The sequence below is a fragment of the Methanoregula sp. genome (assembly GCF_049510175.1).
Taxonomy (GTDB): Archaea; Halobacteriota; Methanomicrobia; order Methanomicrobiales; family Methanospirillaceae; genus Methanoregula.
This window is the reverse complement of sequence record NZ_JBEKZF010000001.1, coordinates 233,206-251,699: the sequence shown is the minus strand read 5'-3', so window position 1 is coordinate 251,699 and position 18,494 is coordinate 233,206. Positions and strand designations below refer to the sequence as shown.

At 56.5% G+C, this 18,494-nt stretch carries 20 protein-coding genes; 2 read left to right on the top strand and 18 right to left on the bottom strand.

The genetic code is table 11. The annotated features are described in order from the left end of the window. Together ABSG49_RS01265 and ABSG49_RS01260 are read left to right on the top strand one after the other, a co-directional pair. Positions 1-1,398, top strand: coding sequence for a DNA-directed DNA polymerase II small subunit (locus tag ABSG49_RS01265; protein ID WP_424024282.1), 1,398 nt, complete (start codon positions 1-3; stop codon positions 1,396-1,398). A 331-nt stretch (positions 1,399-1,729) separates the two neighbouring features. Further along, positions 1,730-2,314, top strand: coding sequence for a TATA-box-binding protein (locus ABSG49_RS01260; protein ID WP_424024281.1), 585 nt, complete (start codon positions 1,730-1,732; stop codon positions 2,312-2,314). A gap of 302 nt (positions 2,315-2,616) precedes the next feature. Here ABSG49_RS01260 and ABSG49_RS01255 read toward each other — a convergent pair whose 3' ends face one another. The 18 genes from ABSG49_RS01255 to ABSG49_RS01170 all read right to left on the bottom strand — a co-directional run bounded on the left by ABSG49_RS01255 (position 2,617) and on the right by ABSG49_RS01170 (position 18,260). Next, on the bottom strand, positions 2,617-3,111 hold the full coding sequence (locus tag ABSG49_RS01255; protein ID WP_424024280.1) for a hydrogenase maturation protease: 495 nt from the start codon (positions 3,109-3,111) through the stop codon (positions 2,617-2,619). Continuing rightward, the gene (locus tag ABSG49_RS01250; protein WP_424024279.1) at positions 3,111-3,470 is read right to left on the bottom strand and encodes a 4Fe-4S binding protein; all 360 of its coding nucleotides are present in this window, start codon (positions 3,468-3,470) and stop codon (positions 3,111-3,113) included. The genes ABSG49_RS01255 and ABSG49_RS01250 overlap by 1 nt, the downstream gene beginning before the upstream one ends. Beyond that, positions 3,467-4,441: a complex I subunit 1 family protein gene (locus ABSG49_RS01245; protein WP_424024278.1), complete on the bottom strand. Its 975-nt coding sequence runs from the start codon at positions 4,439-4,441 to the stop codon at positions 3,467-3,469. Before ABSG49_RS01245 ends, ABSG49_RS01250 begins: the two co-directional genes overlap by 4 nt. Before the next feature lie 2 nt (positions 4,442-4,443). Next, on the bottom strand, positions 4,444-5,619 hold the full coding sequence (locus ABSG49_RS01240) for a hydrogenase large subunit (protein WP_424024277.1): 1,176 nt from the start codon (positions 5,617-5,619) through the stop codon (positions 4,444-4,446). A 1-nt stretch (position 5,620) separates the two neighbouring features. Next, on the bottom strand, positions 5,621-6,100 hold the full coding sequence (locus ABSG49_RS01235; RefSeq protein ID WP_424024276.1) for an NADH-quinone oxidoreductase subunit C: 480 nt from the start codon (positions 6,098-6,100) through the stop codon (positions 5,621-5,623). Next, entirely contained in the window at positions 6,097-6,630 is a 534-nt protein-coding gene (locus ABSG49_RS01230; protein WP_424024275.1) for an NADH-quinone oxidoreductase subunit B family protein, read from the bottom strand. Before ABSG49_RS01230 ends, ABSG49_RS01235 begins: the two co-directional genes overlap by 4 nt. Positions 6,631-6,763: 133 nt before the next feature. Continuing rightward, entirely contained in the window at positions 6,764-7,090 is a 327-nt protein-coding gene (locus tag ABSG49_RS01225) for a hypothetical protein (RefSeq protein ID WP_424024274.1), read from the bottom strand. Beyond that, positions 7,091-8,554: an NADH-quinone oxidoreductase subunit N gene (locus ABSG49_RS01220; protein WP_424024273.1), complete on the bottom strand. Its 1,464-nt coding sequence runs from the start codon at positions 8,552-8,554 to the stop codon at positions 7,091-7,093. Then, entirely contained in the window at positions 8,551-11,835 is a 3,285-nt protein-coding gene (locus ABSG49_RS01215; RefSeq protein WP_424024272.1) for a Na(+)/H(+) antiporter subunit D, read from the bottom strand. The genes ABSG49_RS01220 and ABSG49_RS01215 overlap by 4 nt, the downstream gene beginning before the upstream one ends. Next, a complete protein-coding gene (locus ABSG49_RS01210) occupies positions 11,835-12,158 on the bottom strand; it encodes an NADH-quinone oxidoreductase subunit NuoK (protein WP_424024271.1) in 324 nt (107 codons plus the stop codon). Before ABSG49_RS01210 ends, ABSG49_RS01215 begins: the two co-directional genes overlap by 1 nt. Next, positions 12,155-12,397 (bottom strand): hypothetical protein, encoded by a 243-nt coding sequence (locus ABSG49_RS01205; protein WP_424024270.1) that lies wholly within the window; start codon positions 12,395-12,397, stop codon positions 12,155-12,157. The genes ABSG49_RS01210 and ABSG49_RS01205 overlap by 4 nt, the downstream gene beginning before the upstream one ends. After that, a complete protein-coding gene (locus ABSG49_RS01200) occupies positions 12,394-12,657 on the bottom strand; it encodes a hypothetical protein (protein ID WP_424024269.1) in 264 nt (87 codons plus the stop codon). The genes ABSG49_RS01205 and ABSG49_RS01200 overlap by 4 nt, the downstream gene beginning before the upstream one ends. A 505-nt stretch (positions 12,658-13,162) precedes the next feature. Then, entirely contained in the window at positions 13,163-13,546 is a 384-nt protein-coding gene (locus tag ABSG49_RS01195) for a 4Fe-4S dicluster domain-containing protein (protein WP_424024268.1), read from the bottom strand. Between the two features lie 5 nt (positions 13,547-13,551). Beyond that, a complete protein-coding gene (locus ABSG49_RS01190) occupies positions 13,552-14,631 on the bottom strand; it encodes a hydrogenase large subunit (protein ID WP_424024267.1) in 1,080 nt (359 codons plus the stop codon). After that, the gene (locus ABSG49_RS01185; protein ID WP_424024266.1) at positions 14,628-15,005 is read right to left on the bottom strand and encodes an NADH-quinone oxidoreductase subunit C; all 378 of its coding nucleotides are present in this window, start codon (positions 15,003-15,005) and stop codon (positions 14,628-14,630) included. The genes ABSG49_RS01190 and ABSG49_RS01185 overlap by 4 nt, the downstream gene beginning before the upstream one ends. After that, positions 15,002-15,469 (bottom strand): NADH-quinone oxidoreductase subunit B family protein, encoded by a 468-nt coding sequence (locus tag ABSG49_RS01180; protein WP_424024265.1) that lies wholly within the window; start codon positions 15,467-15,469, stop codon positions 15,002-15,004. Before ABSG49_RS01180 ends, ABSG49_RS01185 begins: the two co-directional genes overlap by 4 nt. Further along, complete coding sequence (locus ABSG49_RS01175) at positions 15,466-16,347, bottom strand: respiratory chain complex I subunit 1 family protein (RefSeq protein WP_424024264.1); 882 nt, start codon at positions 16,345-16,347, stop codon at positions 15,466-15,468. Before ABSG49_RS01175 ends, ABSG49_RS01180 begins: the two co-directional genes overlap by 4 nt. Continuing rightward, a complete protein-coding gene (locus ABSG49_RS01170; protein WP_424024263.1) occupies positions 16,344-18,260 on the bottom strand; it encodes an NADH-quinone oxidoreductase subunit 5 family protein in 1,917 nt (638 codons plus the stop codon). Before ABSG49_RS01170 ends, ABSG49_RS01175 begins: the two co-directional genes overlap by 4 nt. Between the last annotated feature and the right edge of the window lie 234 nt (positions 18,261-18,494).

Sequence of the window (18,494 nt, the reverse complement as noted above, 5' to 3'; positions counted from 1 at the left end):
ATGCTTGATGCGCAGGAGATCACCCACCGGTTCCTCGATACCAAACTGCAGGTCCATCCCGAAGTGGTCCGCTATATCCTGGAAAACAACGAGCCGGACCTGATCGAGCGCATCATTGCGGGGGTGCCAAAGGACACCATTGTCGTCTCCGCCAAGTACATCCCGGGCATCCACCCGACCCGTGACGGGACACGGTTCCTCATCGATCCCAGTGTCGAGGTCGTGAGCGGCAGCGCAGGCACCTCGGGCTGCGTGAATGGGACCAGTGATTACCTCCACTATTTCCGGGACCGTTATGCCCGGCTTGGCGGGATGATCCGGAGCCGGGTGGGCGCGATGCCTATTGAAGGGTTGATACGGAGCACCCGTTACCGTCAGGAGGAATGCACCGTCATCGGCATGGTCGCGGAGGTCAAGAACACAACGAACGGCCACCGTATCGCCGAGATCGAGGATTCATCCGCAAGCATATCCGTGCTCTTCCGGAAAGACCTCCCGGTATTTGCAGATGCTCAGCGTATCATCTACGATGAGGTGATTGGAGTAAAAGGCAAGCTCTCGAATGACGGGCGCCTCTTCTTCGCAGAGCAGCTCTACCGCCCGGACATCCGCATCGACAACACTCCCTTCCGGAGCGAACAGCCGGGAAAAGCGGTCTTCATCTCGGATGTCCATGTGGGCAGCAACACCTTCCTTGAGGGGGCCTGGAACCGGTTCGCGGACTGGCTCTCGGATTCCGATTTCGGGTACCTCCTCATCGCCGGGGACCTCGTTGACGGTATCGGCATCTACCCGAACCAGGAGAGCGAACTGACGATCAAGAACATCTACGAGCAGTACGATGCGTTCGGCGCCATGCTCTCCGAACTCCCGTCACGGATGAAGATCATTGCATCACCGGGCAACCACGACGTAGTGCGGGGCGCAGAACCCCAACCCGTGATCCCGGACGCGTTCACGAAAAAATTCCCGGCCAACTGCACGCTCGTCGAGAACCCGGCGGTCGTCAACCTCCAGGGCGTCCGGGTGCTGATGTACCACGGCAGGTCCATCGATGACATGATCGGCCTGATCCCCGGGGCCTCTTACGAGCAGAGCGGGCTGATGATGGAGGAGATGCTGATCCGCCGCCACCTCGCACCCGCGTATGGCCGGCGAACGCCGATCGCCGCCGGCAAGACCGACCGGCTGATCATCGATCCGCTGCCCGAGATCCTCCATACCGGCCACGTCCACATCAAGGGGATCACAAACTACCGTGGCGTGCTCGGGATCAATGCCGGTACGTGGCAGTCCCAGACCTTATTCCAGAAACAGATGAACGTGAACCCAACCCCGGCGCTCGCGGTGGTTGTCGATCTGCAGACGCTGGTACCGGAAACGTTCAGTTTCGCGTAAGAATCATGGTTCGGCAGTTTTCCCGAGCGCCATGTACCAATTCACTGAGGGTTCCCGGACCGCGTTTGATCGCGATCAAAACGCAAAAGTGATCGCGTTTGAAAAAGCCGCCCCCAAGCGGCTGCTGAAACTTCTGGCAGTTTCAGGCATTTTTAATCGCGATCAATGTCGAATTGCATCAATTTGATCTGGTGCATCCGGACCGTGGCATGTGGTGCAGTTAAGCTAATTTAAAATTTTTTTTAAAAAATAAAGATACAAAAATGGGCACTCCTCCAATCTAATGTCTGCAAAGTTATTGATATATAGGTACTTCCGCCCAATTTACTACATGAAAAAGAGTGAGAACAGCTCATTAAAAATCCAAAATATCGTCTCTGCAGGGTCGATTGCAGAATCAATCGATCTGGAATTCATTGGAAATAATATCCCAAACTGTACATTCACGAAAAAGAAGTTTCCCGGTGCGGTATTTCATATGCAAAACCCGAAATCCGCGGCCCTTATTTTTTCATCAGGTAGAGTTGTTCTTACGGGTCACCATAGGTCAGAAGATATTCCCGTGGCATTACAAAACCTTCTGCAAAACCTCAAAGAGGCAGGAATATCCTGCAAGGATAATCCGCAGATCAAAGTCACCAATATAGTCTGCACCTATGATCTTGGATTCCCCCTCAATCTGGTCAGGATTACAACGGCATTAATGGATACTGAGCAGGTTGAATATGAACCGGAAGCGTTTCCTGGACTGGTTTGCCGGATTTCTGATCCCAAGATCGTATTTCTTCTCTTCTCATCGGGAAAAATAGTTATTACCGGCGCAACGATTATCGACGATGTTAAAGCAGGACTTAACATTCTCATGGAAAAACTGAGTGTTGTTGACAACAAAATCCAGAGAATTGAAAATTTATAGATAAAGATATGAAGCGAACCGAAGTGAGGGGAATATTCCCGGGCACCTGCACGACTCCGGTTCAATGGTTCTTAATTTCATGCACCGATTTTTGCCAGGTTCAGCTTACCGATCAGCAGCCAGCCCGCAAGAGATAGAAAACAAATCCTCCGAGATGGTATTTTTTCATCAAATACACCTTGATCTCGTCAAACGCATAAACCCTGTCACACAGATCATCGAGAGAGGCTGGTACAGATGTTTCTTTTTTTCACAATACTCCATTAACGGAGTGTTTCTTTAAAAACCCGCTGCACAGATTGCTATCGGTTTCGCAGCACTTCTGCTAATACCCGGAGGTTCCGGTTCATGTATTTCCTGTCTGCATCTGACAGGTCTTTATCAGCTCCTGTGAGATCGGGCTGGATCCCCAGCAGGGTAACCCCTGCCCCGGTCTCCCGTTCAACATACTCCATCACCACCGAGAGCGGGAGGACATGCGTCGAGACGAGGCTGGCCTGGATCTGTCCCGGTTCGATGACGGCAATAGTACCTGGTCGTGCACCCATATCTGCAGCATCAAGGAAAAGCACATGTTCCGGCTGATACCTGCGGAGGGGGCCGGTGATACTCTCCGGTACGGTACCGGCCAAAAAAAACCTGATGTCCGGGAGTTGTCGCTGTTCAATCTCCCGCGCTACGGACATCCCCAGCCGATCCGCGGGGATGAATTCGTCCCCGATACCGATTATCGCCAGCCTGCGGGCATTTTTTATCCTGCTCTGCAGGGTCTCAGAGAGCGGGGGCGCATTCTCCATTACGTTACCACGACTTCCCCGTCGGTACCCGAGATTGACAATTCATGCTTCAGCTCTATCGCCCCGGTCGGGCAGTGCCGCTCACAGAGGCCGCAGCGGATGCACTTGTACAATTTTACCTGCGGCCGTTTCTTCCGGGCGAGGTTTTTTCCCTTAAATTCGACATCCCGGGGTCCGTCGATCATGGTGATGGCCCGGGCCGGGCAGACAAGGGAACACTTCGAACACCCGATGCATTTCTCATCGGTAATGGCAACCCTCCCGCGGAATGCCCCCGGGATCGGGACTTTCACCTTCGGGTAGAGGATCGTGATCGGCCGTGACAGGAGGTTTTCAAACATCTCCCGCAGGACGCTCATGCGTACACCCAGAGATAGTTCATGACGAGCACGATCCCGACCTGCACGATGGAGGCGCTGGCGATATATTTCCAGCCTATATCGTTCAGCTGGTCGATCCGGATACGGCCGGTTGCCACTTTTATTGAGGACAGTATGAGGAGCACGGCAAGGGTCTTTGCAAGGAACAGGAAAAAGCCGATAACCACTTCAAGCCAAGCCGGTGTAACCGCCCACGGGATCAGAGGGCCGCCAAGGAAGAGGGCCGCGACCAGTGCGCTCCCGACGACAAACGATACATCGACCGTCAGGTCCATGATGGCGAGTCGCCGCCCGGTCAACTCTGTCCAGGGCCCGGCAACAATCTCGGTCTCTGCCTCGGGAATATCAAACGGCGTCCTCTCCAGTTTTGCCTGGAGCCCGATCAATGCAACAATAAAACCAATAGGCTGGAGAAAGACAAACCACATGTTTTTCTGCTGCCAGGTAACGATCTCCGAGATTGACCAGGTGCCGGCCATCAGGGCCGGGGTCATAAGAGCAAGGAAGAACGGTACCTCGTAAATAAAGAGCTGGGTGACAGCCCGGATCCCGCCAATGGCAGAGAAGATGTTCCGGGAGAGCCAGCCCAGCAGGAAGAGCACGATGGTCGGGAGCGACATGAGATAGAGGACGACAACGAGGTCGCCCTGGAATGCGAGCGGGCTGTTCCCGACAATGGGGACGTAGAGATATGCAGTCATGACCGCTGCGAGGGCAACAAGGGGTGCTGCATCGAATATCACCCGGTCCACGCCGGCCGGATCAATGACCTCCTTCCCCAGCATCTTGATGAAATCCGCAAACGGCTGGAAAAACGGCGGGCCTACCCGCTGCTGCATCCTGGCCGCGATCTTGCGATCCAGGAACGCGAGGAACAGGGCATACAGAAAAAGGAAGAGAAAGCCCGGGAAGATGAAGATGTAGATCAATCCGGACACGGGGTCAGTCATGATCACACCTGCCGCTGATCGTGGAAGCGGTTGCGCCGTATCAACTCATCAAAGCTCATAACTCCAGTTTTTTTAGACTGGTTGTCCAGAAGCGTGATCCGTGATGTGCACGACAGGCATGGATCGATCGCGGCAACAATCACGGGTAAGTCAGCAAGGTTCTGGTTGACAAGGCATATCGCCACCGAGGTCCAGTTTGCCAGGGTCGGCGTGCGGATATCGACACGTTCCACCTTGTCAGTCCCGTTTGTCCGGATAAAGTGCACCAGCTCTCCCCTTGGCGCTTCGTACCGGGAGAGTATCTCCCCGTTCGGCGCATTTTTCGGTGCAGGTACACGGATGGGCCCTTCCGGGAGATTTTCAAGACAATAGCGGACAATCCTGAGGCTCTCCCAGAGTTCCCCTATGCGGACACGCGTCCTGCCATAGACGTCCCCTTTTGTATCGGTCACCACGTTCCAGGGCACATCTGCATAGGCAAGGTACGGGTCATCCTTCCGGGTATCATAGTCCACACCGCTTGCGCGTGCCGTCGGCCCGACCGTCCCGTACCTGAGAGCCTCCTCTTTTGAGAGCTTGCCGACACCCCGGAACCGGATGAGCATGGTCTCCTCGCTGCTCACCATGTCCACGTATTTTTTTATCCGTTCTTCGAGATTGGGCAGTCGCTCCAGGGCGGCAGTCACCTGGGCGGGCGTCAGGTCACGGCGAACACCCCCGACTTCGTTCATGCCATAGTGGACGCGGTTCCCGCTCATCTCCTCGACCGTATCCTGGACCGCTTCGCGGTCGCGCCATGTCCACATGAAGAGGGTATTGAACCCGATGACATGTGCAGCCACTCCCAGCCAGAGAAGGTGGCTGTGCATCCGCTCCAGCTCGGCGATGATCGTACGGATGTACTGGGCCCGTGGCGGGATCTCCAGCTGCATCAGCTCTTCGATTCCCTTGGCAAATGCCGTTGAGTGTGAATGGGAGCAGATCCCGCAGACCCGCTCCATGAGGGGGAGGACCCTGATAAAGTCACGCTGTTCAGCGGCCTTCTCGACTCCCCGGTGGTTATACGAAAGGTCAAGTTCGAGCCGTACAATTTTTTCACCATCGACAACAACCTTGAAATTCACCGGTTCCTTGAGGGCGGGATGATGCGGGCCGATGGAGACAACAACCTCAGGCATTTCAGGTCCTCTCCACTTTTATGCCCCCGTAGAAGGTATCCGGGCCGGGCTTCCAATCCTTCCGCAGGGGATATTCGTCCACCGGCCAGTCCTCATTTAACATGATCCGGTTCAGGTTGGGGTTGCCGGTAAAGACGATGCCGAAAAGGTCGTGGATCTGCCGTTCGTAGATCGCCGCCGGGGGGAGAATATCGGAGCTGGTCGGGATCGCCGGCTGATCCCGCTCAAGTTCAATGGCGATAGAAATGATCATGCGGTGAGGGCCGGTCAGATGGTAGATCAGTTCAAGCGTCCTGCTGTTATCCACGGCACTGATCGTAATCAGGCGGTCGCACCCCAACATGGCCTGGACCGCCCTTATCGTATCATGAACCTTGTCCGGTGTCGTTGTTATCCTGATACGGTTTTTCCGGACCAGTTCCGAATTCCCGAACTCCTTCATCTTCCCAGCGACCATGGCCAGCGTCAGCGGGCCGGTCATGGTACCACCTTACAGGTTGTTGTGTCCGTGCCGGTAACCGGGACCGCCTTTTTCTGCCGCCACTCCTTCCCGCCATGGGCCGCATCCTCGTGGAAAAGGTTCAGGCATGTCACGACGCCATTGATGATCTCGTCCGGGCGAGGCGGGCAGCCGGCGACATAGACATCAATGGGGATTACTCTGTCAACACAGTCCATCATGTGGTACAGGCCGTGGAATACCCCCCCTGACGCACCGCAGGCACCCATGGCGATCACATATTTCGGCTCGGGTATCTGTTCCCAGACACGGCGCAGGCGGGACGCCTGTTTCAGCGTGACGTGGCCGGTGACGATCAGGATATCCGCGTGCCGGGGCGAGCCCTTGACAAGGATCCCGAAACGCTCGACATCGAAGCGGGGCATCAGGCACGCAATAATCTCGATATCGCAGGCATTGCAGGCACCGCTGTTGAAGACCGTAATCCACGGTGATTTCATCCGCGCCCAGTTCACGAGACGCTGGCTCAGGCCGGCTGCCGGGACTGCCATGGTTAATCATCACCTCCGTGGGAAAATATAAACCCATGGATCGGGACATTTCCGCCGGCATTGAGCCGGAAACCCCGGACGTCCTGTGGCTGCCCGTTCGGGACACCGGTATACAGATGAATGCATGTGCTCATTACTCCCACCTCAGGACCGTTACCGCAACCGCCATGATGACCAGGTACCCGAGAGGCCCCCAGAGGGGTGCATCGGGGGGAGAGGTTGCAAGAACGAGTGCTGCCACGTGCACGACCGTGAAGAACAGGGCCACGTAGAAGAACTGGTAACCGGGCTGCCAGACCTGCGCCACTGCAACCTCGCCGCCGACGTAGGGCATGGTCTTGTTGACGGATGGTACCGATGCCGGTGCAACGGTGCGGGACCACCAGTAAATCAGGCACCCGATCACAAGAGTATCCGCCATGATGGTGATGGGTGACGCCATGAGATCCCACAGCTGCATTCATGCCACCCCCCACGTGAATATCTGTTCCGATGCATGCGAGATCCAGTTAAACGACTCCGGGAAAAGCCCGAAATAGACCGTGACAATCGCGAGAAATACCACGGCTGTAAGGGCACCGAGGGGAACTGGTTTCAGACGGACGGGGCACTGGCCTCTCTCCGCGCTGGAGAACATCAGTGTCGAGATCACCGGAACATAGTACCCGAGAGAGAGGGCGCTGTTCAGCGCGAGGATGAGCGCGAGGACGACACCGCTCATCATGGACGTGACCATGCCTGCCTGCTCCAGGAGCATCTTCCCCAGGAACCCGTTGGTGAACGGCACACCGATCAGCCCGAATATGAATATTGCAAAGGAGATGCCCAAGAACGGGTGCCGGGCCCCCAGGCCCTTCATCTTATCCGTGTCAAACGATCCTGCATCGGTTGCAAACACATCGGCGGCAATGAACGCTCCCGCTTTCATCATCGCATACGCGATGGCATAATAGAGGCCGGCGATAAACCCCAGGGGCAGGTTATAGACCATGCCGATCCCGAACCCGAGCAGGATATATCCCATCTGGGCCACGCTCGAGTAGGCAAGGAGATACCGGAGATCCCGCTGGTTGAGCGCAAGGAGATTTCCCACGGTCATGGTCAGAACGGCAAAAAAAATGACGATGATGCCAAGGGTCCTGGGAATACCACCGCCGGCAGGCAGGGCAGAGAGGGTAAGGAACAGTGCAATCAGGACGCCTATCTTTGTCGGGCCCACCATGATCGCGGTAACACCAACAGGTGCCCGGGCATAGGCATCCGGAAGCCAGGTGTGCAGCGGGACAATCGCCAGTTTCACCCCGTACCCGAGCAGGATCAGGATGGCTGCAAATATGACAAGCGACGGGTCTGCACCGGCAAGGGCTTTGGGGAGTTCTGACAGGTTCAGGGTATGCCCGATGAGGTACAGGATTGCCACCCCGAAGAGGGCGGTCAGCGTCCCTACGACACCCTGCAGCATGTACTTCATGGCCGACGAGAGCGCTGCCGGGTCTTCCTTGTGCCGGTAGGCGCACAGGGCATATACCGGGATGGCCGACAGCTCGACCATGACAAAAATGGTGAAGAGGTCGTTTGCAAACCCGATGGCCATCGCACCGGCCAGTGCAAAGAGGAAGAGCGGGTAATACAGGTGGACCGGCCCTTTCGGGTCAAGGCTCCCTTCGGAAGCCCATGCTGAAACAGCACCAATCCCCGTGACAAGAAGTCCTCCGGTAATGCCGGTAAACGAGAGATGGGTGAGTGTGGCATGCCGGGCAATCACGGATAACAGGATAAAGAAGGTGCCAAGGAGTATCAGAGCGGTCAGCGTCCCGCTCCAGTGGCGGAGGTTCCGCGGAAGGATTTTCGTGATGAAATAGATCGCTATGCCACACATTGCAACAACAAGGGGAGTGGCAGCGGCAATATCAGCGGGTATCACAAGCCCACCCCCAGAATGACCACGGTGATGAGGGCGATAAGGACGCTCCCGAATATGGCGAGGTTCCAGTTCGCATCACGGTTTTCCATACTCATGGCATACTTTCCGACAGTAAAGAGGGTGAGAGCTGCTGCGACGGCACAGCGGTAGACCCAAACGGAAAGCTCCTGGAGGCCGCCAGCAAAGGCGGTGATGCCATGAGCCAGTCCCACATACGCCACGTCAATATCCCTGACCTGCGTTTCATGAGGCTCAAGGATCTTCCGCCCGACTGCAAAGAAGAAGAGCACGGCAGCGCCAAGGACCAGGAGAGCACTGGCCAGATGCTCCGGGTCATATGCCAGGTACGTGGTCGGGTAGGGCAGGATACCGTAGAGGATCTGCGGGAATATGCCGATGATGATGCATAATGCTGCAGCACCGAGCATGCCGGCCTGCATGAGAAGCGGCGGGTCCGAGGCCTCGGAGCTGCCCGGACGTAAAAATGCGAAATATCCCAGCTTGAGGAAGGACAGGCATGTCCCGAAGGACGCGATCTCAAGGAGTGCCCAGAGCCAGAAACTGGTGTTTTCCGCGGCCATGAGCACCATCCCCTTGGACACATAGCCGTTGAAGAGCGGTACTCCTGATATCGCGAATGCCGCGATCCAGAAGGCAAACGCCGTGACCGGCATCTTTTTCTGGAGCCCGCCGATGCGGCTGAGCAGGTTCTCACCGGTCTTCCATATGATCACGCCGACTGCCATGAACAGGAGCGTCTTGTAGAGGATATTGTTGACGAGATGGGCCATGCCGCCGTCCAGGCCGAGCTGCCCGATCCCGCTTGCTGCTCCCAGCCATCCCAGGATCCCAATCCCGGCGACCATATAACCCACCTGGGAGATGATATGGTACGAGAGGAGACGGCGCATATCGTTCTGGAAGACGGCAAATGTTACGCCATACACGGCCATGAGCGCCCCCATAAAGGCAATATATTCCGTGCCGGGCTGTGCCCGTGCAAGGAGATACACCGCTGCTTTCGTGGTGTAGACGCACAGGAAGACGCTTGCGACGAAGTTGGCCCGGGGATAGGCATCCGGAAGCCAGGTATGCAGCGGGATGAACGCCATATTCACGCCGGTACCCAGGATGATCAGGACGGTTGCCCACAGCTGGTAGCTCGCATTGGGAATGCCGGCAAGAGGCCCGACAAGGGGGGAGCCTCCCCCTAAAAAGAGCAGGGCGATCCCGGCAGAAAGGAGGGCCCCCCCGAGACCATGGAAGAGGAGGTACCGGTATCCCGCCCGGATCGCTTCCCCGCCTTCCTGCCAGATGAGGAACGTCGAGGTGATCGCCATGAGCTCCCAGAAGATCAAGAGGGTGATCCAGTCCCCTGCAAAGACCACGCCGAGCGAGGCGCCGGCATAGAGCAGGGCAAAAAGGTGGAGACGGGGTGCTGCAACGGCTGCGGCATAGAGGATTGCGAGGAACGTGATGATCGCAAAGATGACCCCCGTCAGGTACGAGAGGCTGTCAACTCTCAGGAGGATCAGGGTATACCCGGCAAAGGGGAGATCCCACTGCATCACGCCAAGAGCAGCCGTGCCGGCAAAGGCCCCCCCGGGGAGGAGGAGGACATCAGCAAGGGCGAGCCCGCCGAGCGCAATGAGCCCGGCCTGCCGTGCACGCCCCTTCAGTGCCAGCACGAGCGGTGCACCGATAAGGAAGATCAGGAATGGCGGGACCGCAGTGCCAAGTGCCAGGGTTCCCGATGCGAGCACCGCAGTATGGGTCACGCTCGCGGCAACCTGGGCACAGAGTGCGAACGGGCTGAGAGGGTACGCAGTCCAGAGGCCAAGCACCAGTGCTCCTGCCGCGGTCACGAGTATCGGGACACGGAGTGTCATGCGGACCGGTGGTATTTCACCTTCGGACGGCCGGAAAAATGCCCGCATGATGATGGGCAGGAAATACGCAAGGTTCAGGACGCTCGCTGAAATGAGGATAAAAAGGATCCACCATATACTGATAGTTCCTCCGCCAATTCCCAGCGAGAGATAGTATTTCGCGATGAACCCGGCCATGGGAGGCAGCCCCACCATGCTCAGGGTGGCAAGGGTGAAGGCACCAAACTCCCATGGCATTTTCCGGCCGATACCGTCAAGCTCAGAGATCTTTTTCTTCCCCGTTTCCACGGCCACTGCACCGGCAACAAAAAACATGGTCAGCTTGCCGAACGCATGGGCACAGAATGCATAGGTCGCCCCGATTATGGCGGCAGCCCTCCCCGCGTCGGAGACCCCGGATATCCCGGGCGGCACCAGCACGGCAGCGCCCAGGATCATGTAACTGAGCTGGCTGACCGTGGAGTACGCGAGTCTGAGCTTGAAGTCATCCTGCAGCAGCGCAAGGAGAGAGCCGACGATAATCGTGATGACTGCTGCTGCAATGACGATGTTCTGAAGGCCGAGGCCCGCCATCAGGCTGGGCCCGTACAGGTACAGCATAACGCGGAGGAGCCCGAAAACACCGGCATTCACGACGGCAACGGCATGCAGGAGCCCGCTGACCGGAGTCGGGGCGACCATGGCGCTCGGCAACCACCCGTGAACCGGGACAAGTGCTGCCTTGACGGCAAAACCTGCCATGAGGAGGAAAAAGGCAAGCCGGGCAAAGCCGGGGGCAATGGCTGCGATGCCGGGATTGCCGCCGGCAACAAAGTCAAGGGTATTTCCCATAGCGAGCAGGGCCATGATCCCCGCGAGGACTGCAACGCCCCCAGCCTGGGTGTAAATAAGATATTTCATCCCAGCTGCAAGCGCTTCCGGCGTCTCGGTATGGACAACGAGAGGATATGCGGCCATGGCAAGGATGTCGTAGAACACGAACAGTGAGAAGAGGTTGGTGGAGAGTGCAATCCCCATGACCGACCCGATACAGAGTGCAAAGCAGGCATAGTAACGCGTTTGGGCGTGTTCCCTGAGGCCACGCATGTAGCCGATACTGTACACGGTCGTGATGATCCAGAGCAGTGAGGCGAGGCACGCAAACAGGAGGCCGAGGGCATCGGCAGTGAACTGGAGGGAGAGACCGGGGAGGATGGAGAGGGCCTGCGTGGAGACCGCCTGAGCTGTAAATGCCGAGGGAAGGGCGAGGACACAGAAGAGGAACGTCAGGACAGCAGATGCAAGCGATGCGGCTTCACGGGCATCCGGGCGGTTGTGCAGAAGTATCACAAAGCCGGTCCCGATAAACGGTATAGCCACGATGAGGACAAGCATCCACGGCTGGACATCCATCACAGGTCACCTCCCCGTGAAAGCCGGGAGATGGCCGCAATATCGAAGGTCTTGTACACCCTTCGCAGCAGGATGACCAGTGCCAGCGCGACGCCCGCGACGACTGCCTCGATGGCGATCAGGGTGATGACCACAGCCTGGGACACCCCCACGTCACCGGCAAGATACCCCCCGAGAACGAAGAGCAGGCTGACGCCTTTTCCGAGGAATTCGAGCCCCATGACCATTTTGATCAGATTGCAGCGGGCAATCAGGCTTGCAAGCCCGATGGCAAAGAGTGCACCGGCAACGACCATAATCACCGGCGCAAAAGCGGGGATCATGGTGGCATCCTCCGGGAATAATTCAGGCCAAGGAGCAGGAGGATGGACATGACTCCGGCGAGCATAATGAAACCCTGGAGGATCACCTCGTACGTGCGCCCTTTCCACAGGGCTTCACCTGCGCTAAGCACCTGAGGGGGTGTGACCGGCCAGGAAGCAAAATGCGGGATCACGATGATAATAAAAAGAAGGGGAAAGACCACCCCCAAGAACAGCGCACAGGCATTTTTTGCATTCATGTGCGCACCTTTTCCTCTTCGCCACCCGCGAGGACGAGGGCCACGAGTAAGAGAACTGCCACAAGGCCCGCGCCGACCGTAAGCTCAAGGGCACCGGCGTACGCGGATGACAGCACGAAAAACAAGGTTGCAAGACCTGTACTTGAGACCGCGAATGCAATCACTGCCCGGATGAGGTTTTTCTGCAACACCGCGATCAGTGCCATGGCGACTGTCGCCACGCCGATTGCAAGCACGATAATGAAGTCAGGTCCTGGCATCGGGTATCACGCACCCCTGCCGTGATCCCGGTGCCGGTCTGCCGGTGGAACAGGAGCCGTTCCCCGGTGCAGTGAAAAAAACGCTGAGTGAAAATAGACCCGTACTCTCTTCAACAATAGGTTAACAGAACGGGAAGGATCGGTCATGGTAATCTTCCGGGGGTTACCTGCAATCCCCCGCCATTCTGCGGCAGAATGCCGGTTTTCATGCTGATTTTGTTGGTAATCCCACTACATAGCAGGTGATTTCCATTCTTTACTCAATGATTTCATCTTATCACAACAGAGAGCATAAAGGTTTGGGAATCGGAACGGTTTATCAAAACCGCGAGGATGAGAAGAACGCATCAGCGTTCTTCGAAGATCGAAGGTCGGCTTGCGCCTTCCTTCTCTATCTCGAAGTCCTGACGAACTTCTTCGAACTCCGAAGACGAGAGCACCGTGAAATTCATGAATGAGAAGAATCCGTCAGCGTTCTTTGAAATTCTTCGAAAAAAAGAAGAAATTATTGTTTGGGTTCATCCTTTTTTTCGGGCTTGGGCGGTTTCACGTACGTGATCGTGAAGACTTCCACACCCCGTACCGATACCGGTGCCGTGTACTGGGTATCCATGGAGAGACACTTAGTGGGGCAGGTATCGACACATGAGTTGCAGACCACGCAGCGGAACCGGTCAATCTGCCAGCTCTTCGCTTCCTTGTCGAGCACGATTGCCTGCGAGGGACATTTCCTCTGGCAGAGACTGCAGGAGATGCATTTGCTCCCGTCAAAGACCACGTGGCCCCGGGAGATCGGAGTCTTTTTAGCAGCCTGCGCGGGGTAGAGGATTGTTGCCGGCCGGTGAATGACAGTTTTAAGTGCGGTTTTTACCATCTCGAAAAATACCATGATCCTCACCTCTCCGTGCAGCTGATACAGGGGTCGATGGACAGTACGATCACCGGTACGTCGGCAAGCTCGCATCCCTTCAGCATCCTGATCAGCGGAGGGATATTGGTCAGGGTGGGGGTTCGGATCCGGGACCTCACGAGGAACTTGGTGCCGTTGCCCTTGAGGTAATGGACCAGTTCTCCCCGGGGCTGTTCGGCCCGCATGAAATACTCACCGTCCGGCGTCCCTATTACCTTGACATCGATGGGTCCGTCAGGGATCTTCTTCACTGCCTGCCGGATGAGATCGGTGGATGTGAAGAGCTCCTTTGCCCTGACGGCGCAGCGCGAGTAACAGTCCCCGCAGCTGTCCGTGACCACCTGGACATTGAGCCGGTCGTAGGCACCATACCCCAGCTTCCTCGTATCGATGGCAACGCCGCTCCCGCGTGCCGTGGGCCCGACCGCACCCAGGTGGTACGCGTCCTCCCTGGAGATGATGCCGATATTCCTGAGCCGGTGCCGGATCGAGTCGTCGTGCAGGAAGACCGTGGTCAGCTCTTTCATGTCGCGGTCGATCCGGTCAAGGTCCTTTGCCATCGCGTCCAGCTTCTCGTTGCTGATGTCCCGCCGGACACCGCCCACCTTGCAGGACCCCTGGATGACCCTGCCACCGGTGGTCTGCTCCATGACATCGAGGATATCCTCGCGGATCTTCCACGCATTCATGAACAGGTTCTCAAAGCCGAACGAATCGGCAAAGAGCCCCAGCCAGAGGAGGTGGGAGTGGAGCCGCGAGTACTCGGACCAGATCACCCGCAGGTACTGGGCCCGCTCGGGCACGTCGATGTTCATGATCCGCTCGATGCCCTGGCAGAACGTTGCCCCGTGGACAAAACTGCAGATCCCGCAGGTCCGCTCAGCGATATAGACGTAATCGGTAAATTCCCGCTTCTCAACGAGCTTTTCAAAACCCCGGTGGATGTACCCGATCGTCGGGATTACATCCACGACATTCTCGTCCTCAAGGACGAGGTCGAGGTGGATCGGCTCTGGCAGAACCGGGTGCTGCGGCCCGAACGGGACGATGATCTGCTTGCTCATGGCTTGTCCCCCTTTGTCACGGTGACCGGGGGCTGGCTAAACGGGTACTTGACGGCAGTCCGGATGAAGGTCCCCTTGAAATCGATATTCATGCCCCGGACCTGGATACCGAAGAGGTCATGCATCTCGTTCTCGTAAATAAACGAGTTCCAGTACATGCCGGAGATGCTCGGGATCTCAGTATCTCCCGTAACCGTGATACGGATATTTTCGAAGTGATAGTCCTTGTCAAACGAGTAGTTGATCTCGTAGAGGTCGCCGACCTTGGTACAGCCGACCTGGACGAGGCGGTAACCTTCGTTCCGGAACCGCTCCACGCTGCCGATCAGTTTCCCGACATCGATGTTTGTGGTTGTCTGTTTTTCCAGGGTCATACGGCCTCACCCGCCTTTGTGCTTCCGGAACTGCTTTTTTCAAGCATCTTTGCCCGTTTCTGTTCGAGAATTCCCAGTGCCTTGACCACGCCATCGATGATCGATTCCGGCCGTGCTGCACATCCGGGCACCCAGACGTCAACGGGAATGATCTTGTCAATCCCGCCGAAGACATTGTAGCACTCCCGGAAGATGCCGCCTGATGCAGCGCAGATGCCGATTGCCACCACGACTTTCGGCTCCGGTATCTGGTCGTACACGTTCTTCAAGGGCACCTTGTTCTGCTCGTTGACACTGCCGGTACACAGCAGGATATCGGCGTGCTTGGGGTTACCGGTATTGATGATGCCGAACCGCTCCACATCGAAGACCGGTGTCAGGGCGGCGAGGATCTCTATATCGCACCCGTTGCACGACGATGCATTATAGTGCACAATCCAGGGGGATTTTTGTAAATAGGTCATGGCACCACCACCGTCCTGAGGTAATATAATACCCCGAGGTTTACCAACCCGAGGGTCCCTGCAACGATCCATGCACTCCGGAGCATGAGCTGCCACTTGAACCGGGAGATGGTATTGTCGATGAGGATCTCCAGGAAATAAGCAACAAGGATCGCCGCAACCGCGATGAGAGGGTTCCAGGCAAAGAAGAGCCAGATAACTCCCAGCAGGAAGACATACTCGTACCAGTGGGCGATCTCGATCTTGCCGAAGTTGGGACCGGCAAAGTCCGTGGTCACGCCCTTGACAATCTCCTGGTGCGCATGGTGCGAGGTGGAGAGATCGAACGGCGACTTGCGGAGCTTGATGGTCAGCACGATCATGTACCCGATGAAGATCCCGGGCAGATAGAGGATGATCGGAACTGGTGAGGAGACGATCGTACTCACAAAGAAGCTCTTCGTAACCATGTACATCCCCACGGCGGTCAGGATGATCATCGGTTCATAGGCGATGATCTGGAGGAGCTCGCGCTCCGCCCCCACATGGCTGTAAGGGGAGTACGAGGCGTATGCCCCGAGTACGATGAAGATGTGGGAAAGGGTAAATGCAAAGATGACCAGCAGCATGTCCCCTCCCGAGAAGAAGAGGGCTCCTGCCACGACCATGAAAACGAGGTAACTCAGAACGTAGAAGTTCTGGGTCACCGTGACCACCGCGTTCTCCTTCTCGAAGAGCTTCCCCACATCATAGAACGGCTGGAGGATCGGCGGCCCCACCCGGCCCTGCATCCTCGCGGTCACCTTCCGGTCTATCCCGACGATCAGCCCCCCGAGGAGCGGTGCTACGAGGATATACACCAGTGCGTAGAAGACGGGTACGAACGCTTCGGGGATCATAAGATCACCCCCAGGAGCATGATACCGACGATGAGAAGCAGCCCCCAGCACAGCGACGCCCCGATCATGAACAACCGCTCCTCGCCAAAGGTCTTTTCGAGATAGTAGTTGGAGAGCACCACTTCACGGGAGACCCCCATGGAACCGGCAAAATGCATGGGATCGTCCATCGGCCGCCCTCCCATGTAGGGAGTTGCGGGAGGTTGCTCCCCCTTCCTGTAAAAGAGCATGGAGAATGGCATGATCATCAGCAGGCAGAGCATCATCAGCATGATCGTGAGGTTGGCCTGCGCAAGCCGGGCCGTCTGGCCGTAGATATTCAGGACGAATGGCTCGATCAGGACCGAGGAGATGAGCGGGAAGATGAGGCAGACAACAACAACCAGCCCGGTCAGGATATAGAGCACCGCCCATTTCTCTTTTTTTACTGTATCCTCGATCACCGTCTGGTCGCGCATCACCGAGATGATCTTGCCCATCCACTTGCTCCAGAAGAAAACCGTTGCCGAACCGCCGAATACAAGGATGGCGATAAAGATCAGGCCAAACGGGGCGGTGATGAACGCCTCGATCGCTGCCCATTTGGAGATGACCATACCGAAGGGTGCAAGAAACATGCCGGCCATGCCGATGAACATCATGATGGCGATCTTGGGCATCCGGACGATCAGCCCGCCCATGTCCTCGATGTTCCGGCTGCCGATCCGGTTCTCAACGGTCCCGACGCAGAGAAAGAGGAGCGACTTTGCAATCGCATGGAAAATGATCAGCAGGATTGCCACCCACATCAGGTTATAGGTCCCGACCCCGGCACAGGCAACGATCAGCCCGAGGTTGGCGATAGTCGAGTAGGCAAGAACCTTCTTGGCATTATTCTGCGATATTGCCATAAAGGACGCAAGGGCAAAGGTTGTTCCTCCGACCAAGGCGATGATGAGTCCCTCAGTAGTCCCGGAGAGCACCGGGGCGAACCTCACGATGATATAGACACCTGCCTTGACCATCGTGCTCGAGTGGAGCAGGGCAGAAACCGGCGTGGGGGCGACCATAGCCCCGACAAGCCATGACGAAAACGGCATCAGTGCAGCCTTGGTGATGCCGGCAAAGCAGATCAGGACCGCCGGCACCAGGGCAACCGCCTTACCGGTGGTGAGCAGGTAATTCAGGCCCAGCAGCTTGCCGGATGGATCGGAAATTACCAGGTAGATAATGGCCGCGATGAACGCCACGCCACCCAGCAGGTTCATGGACAGGGCGAGGAACGAATTGTTGGTCGCCTCCTCGGTCTCCGAGTACCCGATGAGAAAGAACGAACAGAGGGTAGTGATCTCCCAGAAGAAGAAGACCCAGACGAGGTTATTGGAGAAGATCAACCCGAACATGGAGGCAAGGAAAATGAACAGGAGTCCGAAGAAGATACCCCGACGGTCCCGGATCTCCTTGTGGTGGTGGTGGTAGGTCTCCATGTACCCCACGGAATAGACACAGATCAGGCTGCCGATGATCCCGATGATCATGGCCATGATGATCGAGAACTGATCCACAAAGAGGTTCTCCTCTACATGCAGGTGGCCAGCCATACTTATCTCAAACCAGAGCAGCAGCCCGGCCTGCAGCACGATCAGGACCACGGTCAGCGATTTCCTGTGCTTTATACCGAGATAGAGAATGAATACGGCCAGGATTATCTCGATAACGAACATGAGCTGGCTGACCGGTTCAGAGGCAATGGAATAGATGAGCGTCCCTTTGTCATACCCGAAAACCAGCAGCAGTAGAGATACAATACCGATTACGATCGCAGAGAACTGCACGATCATATTACGCCCGGAATCCCTGCGCCCGATGAGTATGAAGAGCGCCGCGATCAGGGGAAACAGAATGAGATAAAGCAAGAGCTGAAGAATCTGCACCAGATACCCTCCCTCCCTGAATATGGGAATTTTTCATTATTAATCATATTGAATTGTGCATGGTTCCCCATGTGAGCACCCCCGGCAAAAAACCGGAGTTTCTGCACCAGAAACATAAAAAAAATAAAAAAATACTGTCAGGAAAACCACAAAGACAGGATAAAAACCTAAAAATCACATACTGCGTTCACGGCGTCCTGATCCCGTGTAGTGAAGGGAGGGCAGGAGGCATAA

What these genes read in the sequence shown, in the direction of transcription:
- ABSG49_RS01230 (WP_424024275.1), bottom strand. Translation starts at nt 6,630, where the DNA reads ATGGCAGTCCCGGCAGCCGGCCTGAGCCAGCGTCTCGTGAACTGGGCG.
- ABSG49_RS01225 (WP_424024274.1), bottom strand. Translation starts at nt 7,090, where the DNA reads ATGCAGCTGTGGGATCTCATGGCGTCACCCATCACCATCATGGCGGAT.
- ABSG49_RS01195 (WP_424024268.1), bottom strand. Translation starts at nt 13,546, where the DNA reads ATGGTATTTTTCGAGATGGTAAAAACCGCACTTAAAACTGTCATTCAC.
- ABSG49_RS01235 (WP_424024276.1), bottom strand. Translation starts at nt 6,100, where the DNA reads ATGACCGGCCCGCTGACGCTGGCCATGGTCGCTGGGAAGATGAAGGAG.
- ABSG49_RS01250 (WP_424024279.1), bottom strand. Translation starts at nt 3,470, where the DNA reads ATGAGCGTCCTGCGGGAGATGTTTGAAAACCTCCTGTCACGGCCGATC.
- ABSG49_RS01180 (WP_424024265.1), bottom strand. Translation starts at nt 15,469, where the DNA reads ATGACCTATTTACAAAAATCCCCCTGGATTGTGCACTATAATGCATCG.
- ABSG49_RS01200 (WP_424024269.1), bottom strand. Translation starts at nt 12,657, where the DNA reads ATGCCAGGACCTGACTTCATTATCGTGCTTGCAATCGGCGTGGCGACA.
- ABSG49_RS01240 (WP_424024277.1), bottom strand. Translation starts at nt 5,619, where the DNA reads ATGCCTGAGGTTGTTGTCTCCATCGGCCCGCATCATCCCGCCCTCAAG.
- ABSG49_RS01265 (WP_424024282.1), top strand. Translation starts at nt 1, where the DNA reads ATGCTTGATGCGCAGGAGATCACCCACCGGTTCCTCGATACCAAACTG.
- ABSG49_RS01205 (WP_424024270.1), bottom strand. Translation starts at nt 12,397, where the DNA reads ATGAATGCAAAAAATGCCTGTGCGCTGTTCTTGGGGGTGGTCTTTCCC.
- ABSG49_RS01255 (WP_424024280.1), bottom strand. Translation starts at nt 3,111, where the DNA reads ATGGAGAATGCGCCCCCGCTCTCTGAGACCCTGCAGAGCAGGATAAAA.
- ABSG49_RS01260 (WP_424024281.1), top strand. Translation starts at nt 1,730, where the DNA reads ATGAAAAAGAGTGAGAACAGCTCATTAAAAATCCAAAATATCGTCTCT.
- ABSG49_RS01185 (WP_424024266.1), bottom strand. Translation starts at nt 15,005, where the DNA reads ATGACCCTGGAAAAACAGACAACCACAAACATCGATGTCGGGAAACTG.
- ABSG49_RS01215 (WP_424024272.1), bottom strand. Translation starts at nt 11,835, where the DNA reads ATGGATGTCCAGCCGTGGATGCTTGTCCTCATCGTGGCTATACCGTTT.
- ABSG49_RS01175 (WP_424024264.1), bottom strand. Translation starts at nt 16,347, where the DNA reads ATGATCCCCGAAGCGTTCGTACCCGTCTTCTACGCACTGGTGTATATC.
- ABSG49_RS01210 (WP_424024271.1), bottom strand. Translation starts at nt 12,158, where the DNA reads ATGATCCCCGCTTTTGCGCCGGTGATTATGGTCGTTGCCGGTGCACTC.
- ABSG49_RS01190 (WP_424024267.1), bottom strand. Translation starts at nt 14,631, where the DNA reads ATGAGCAAGCAGATCATCGTCCCGTTCGGGCCGCAGCACCCGGTTCTG.
- ABSG49_RS01245 (WP_424024278.1), bottom strand. Translation starts at nt 4,441, where the DNA reads ATGACTGACCCCGTGTCCGGATTGATCTACATCTTCATCTTCCCGGGC.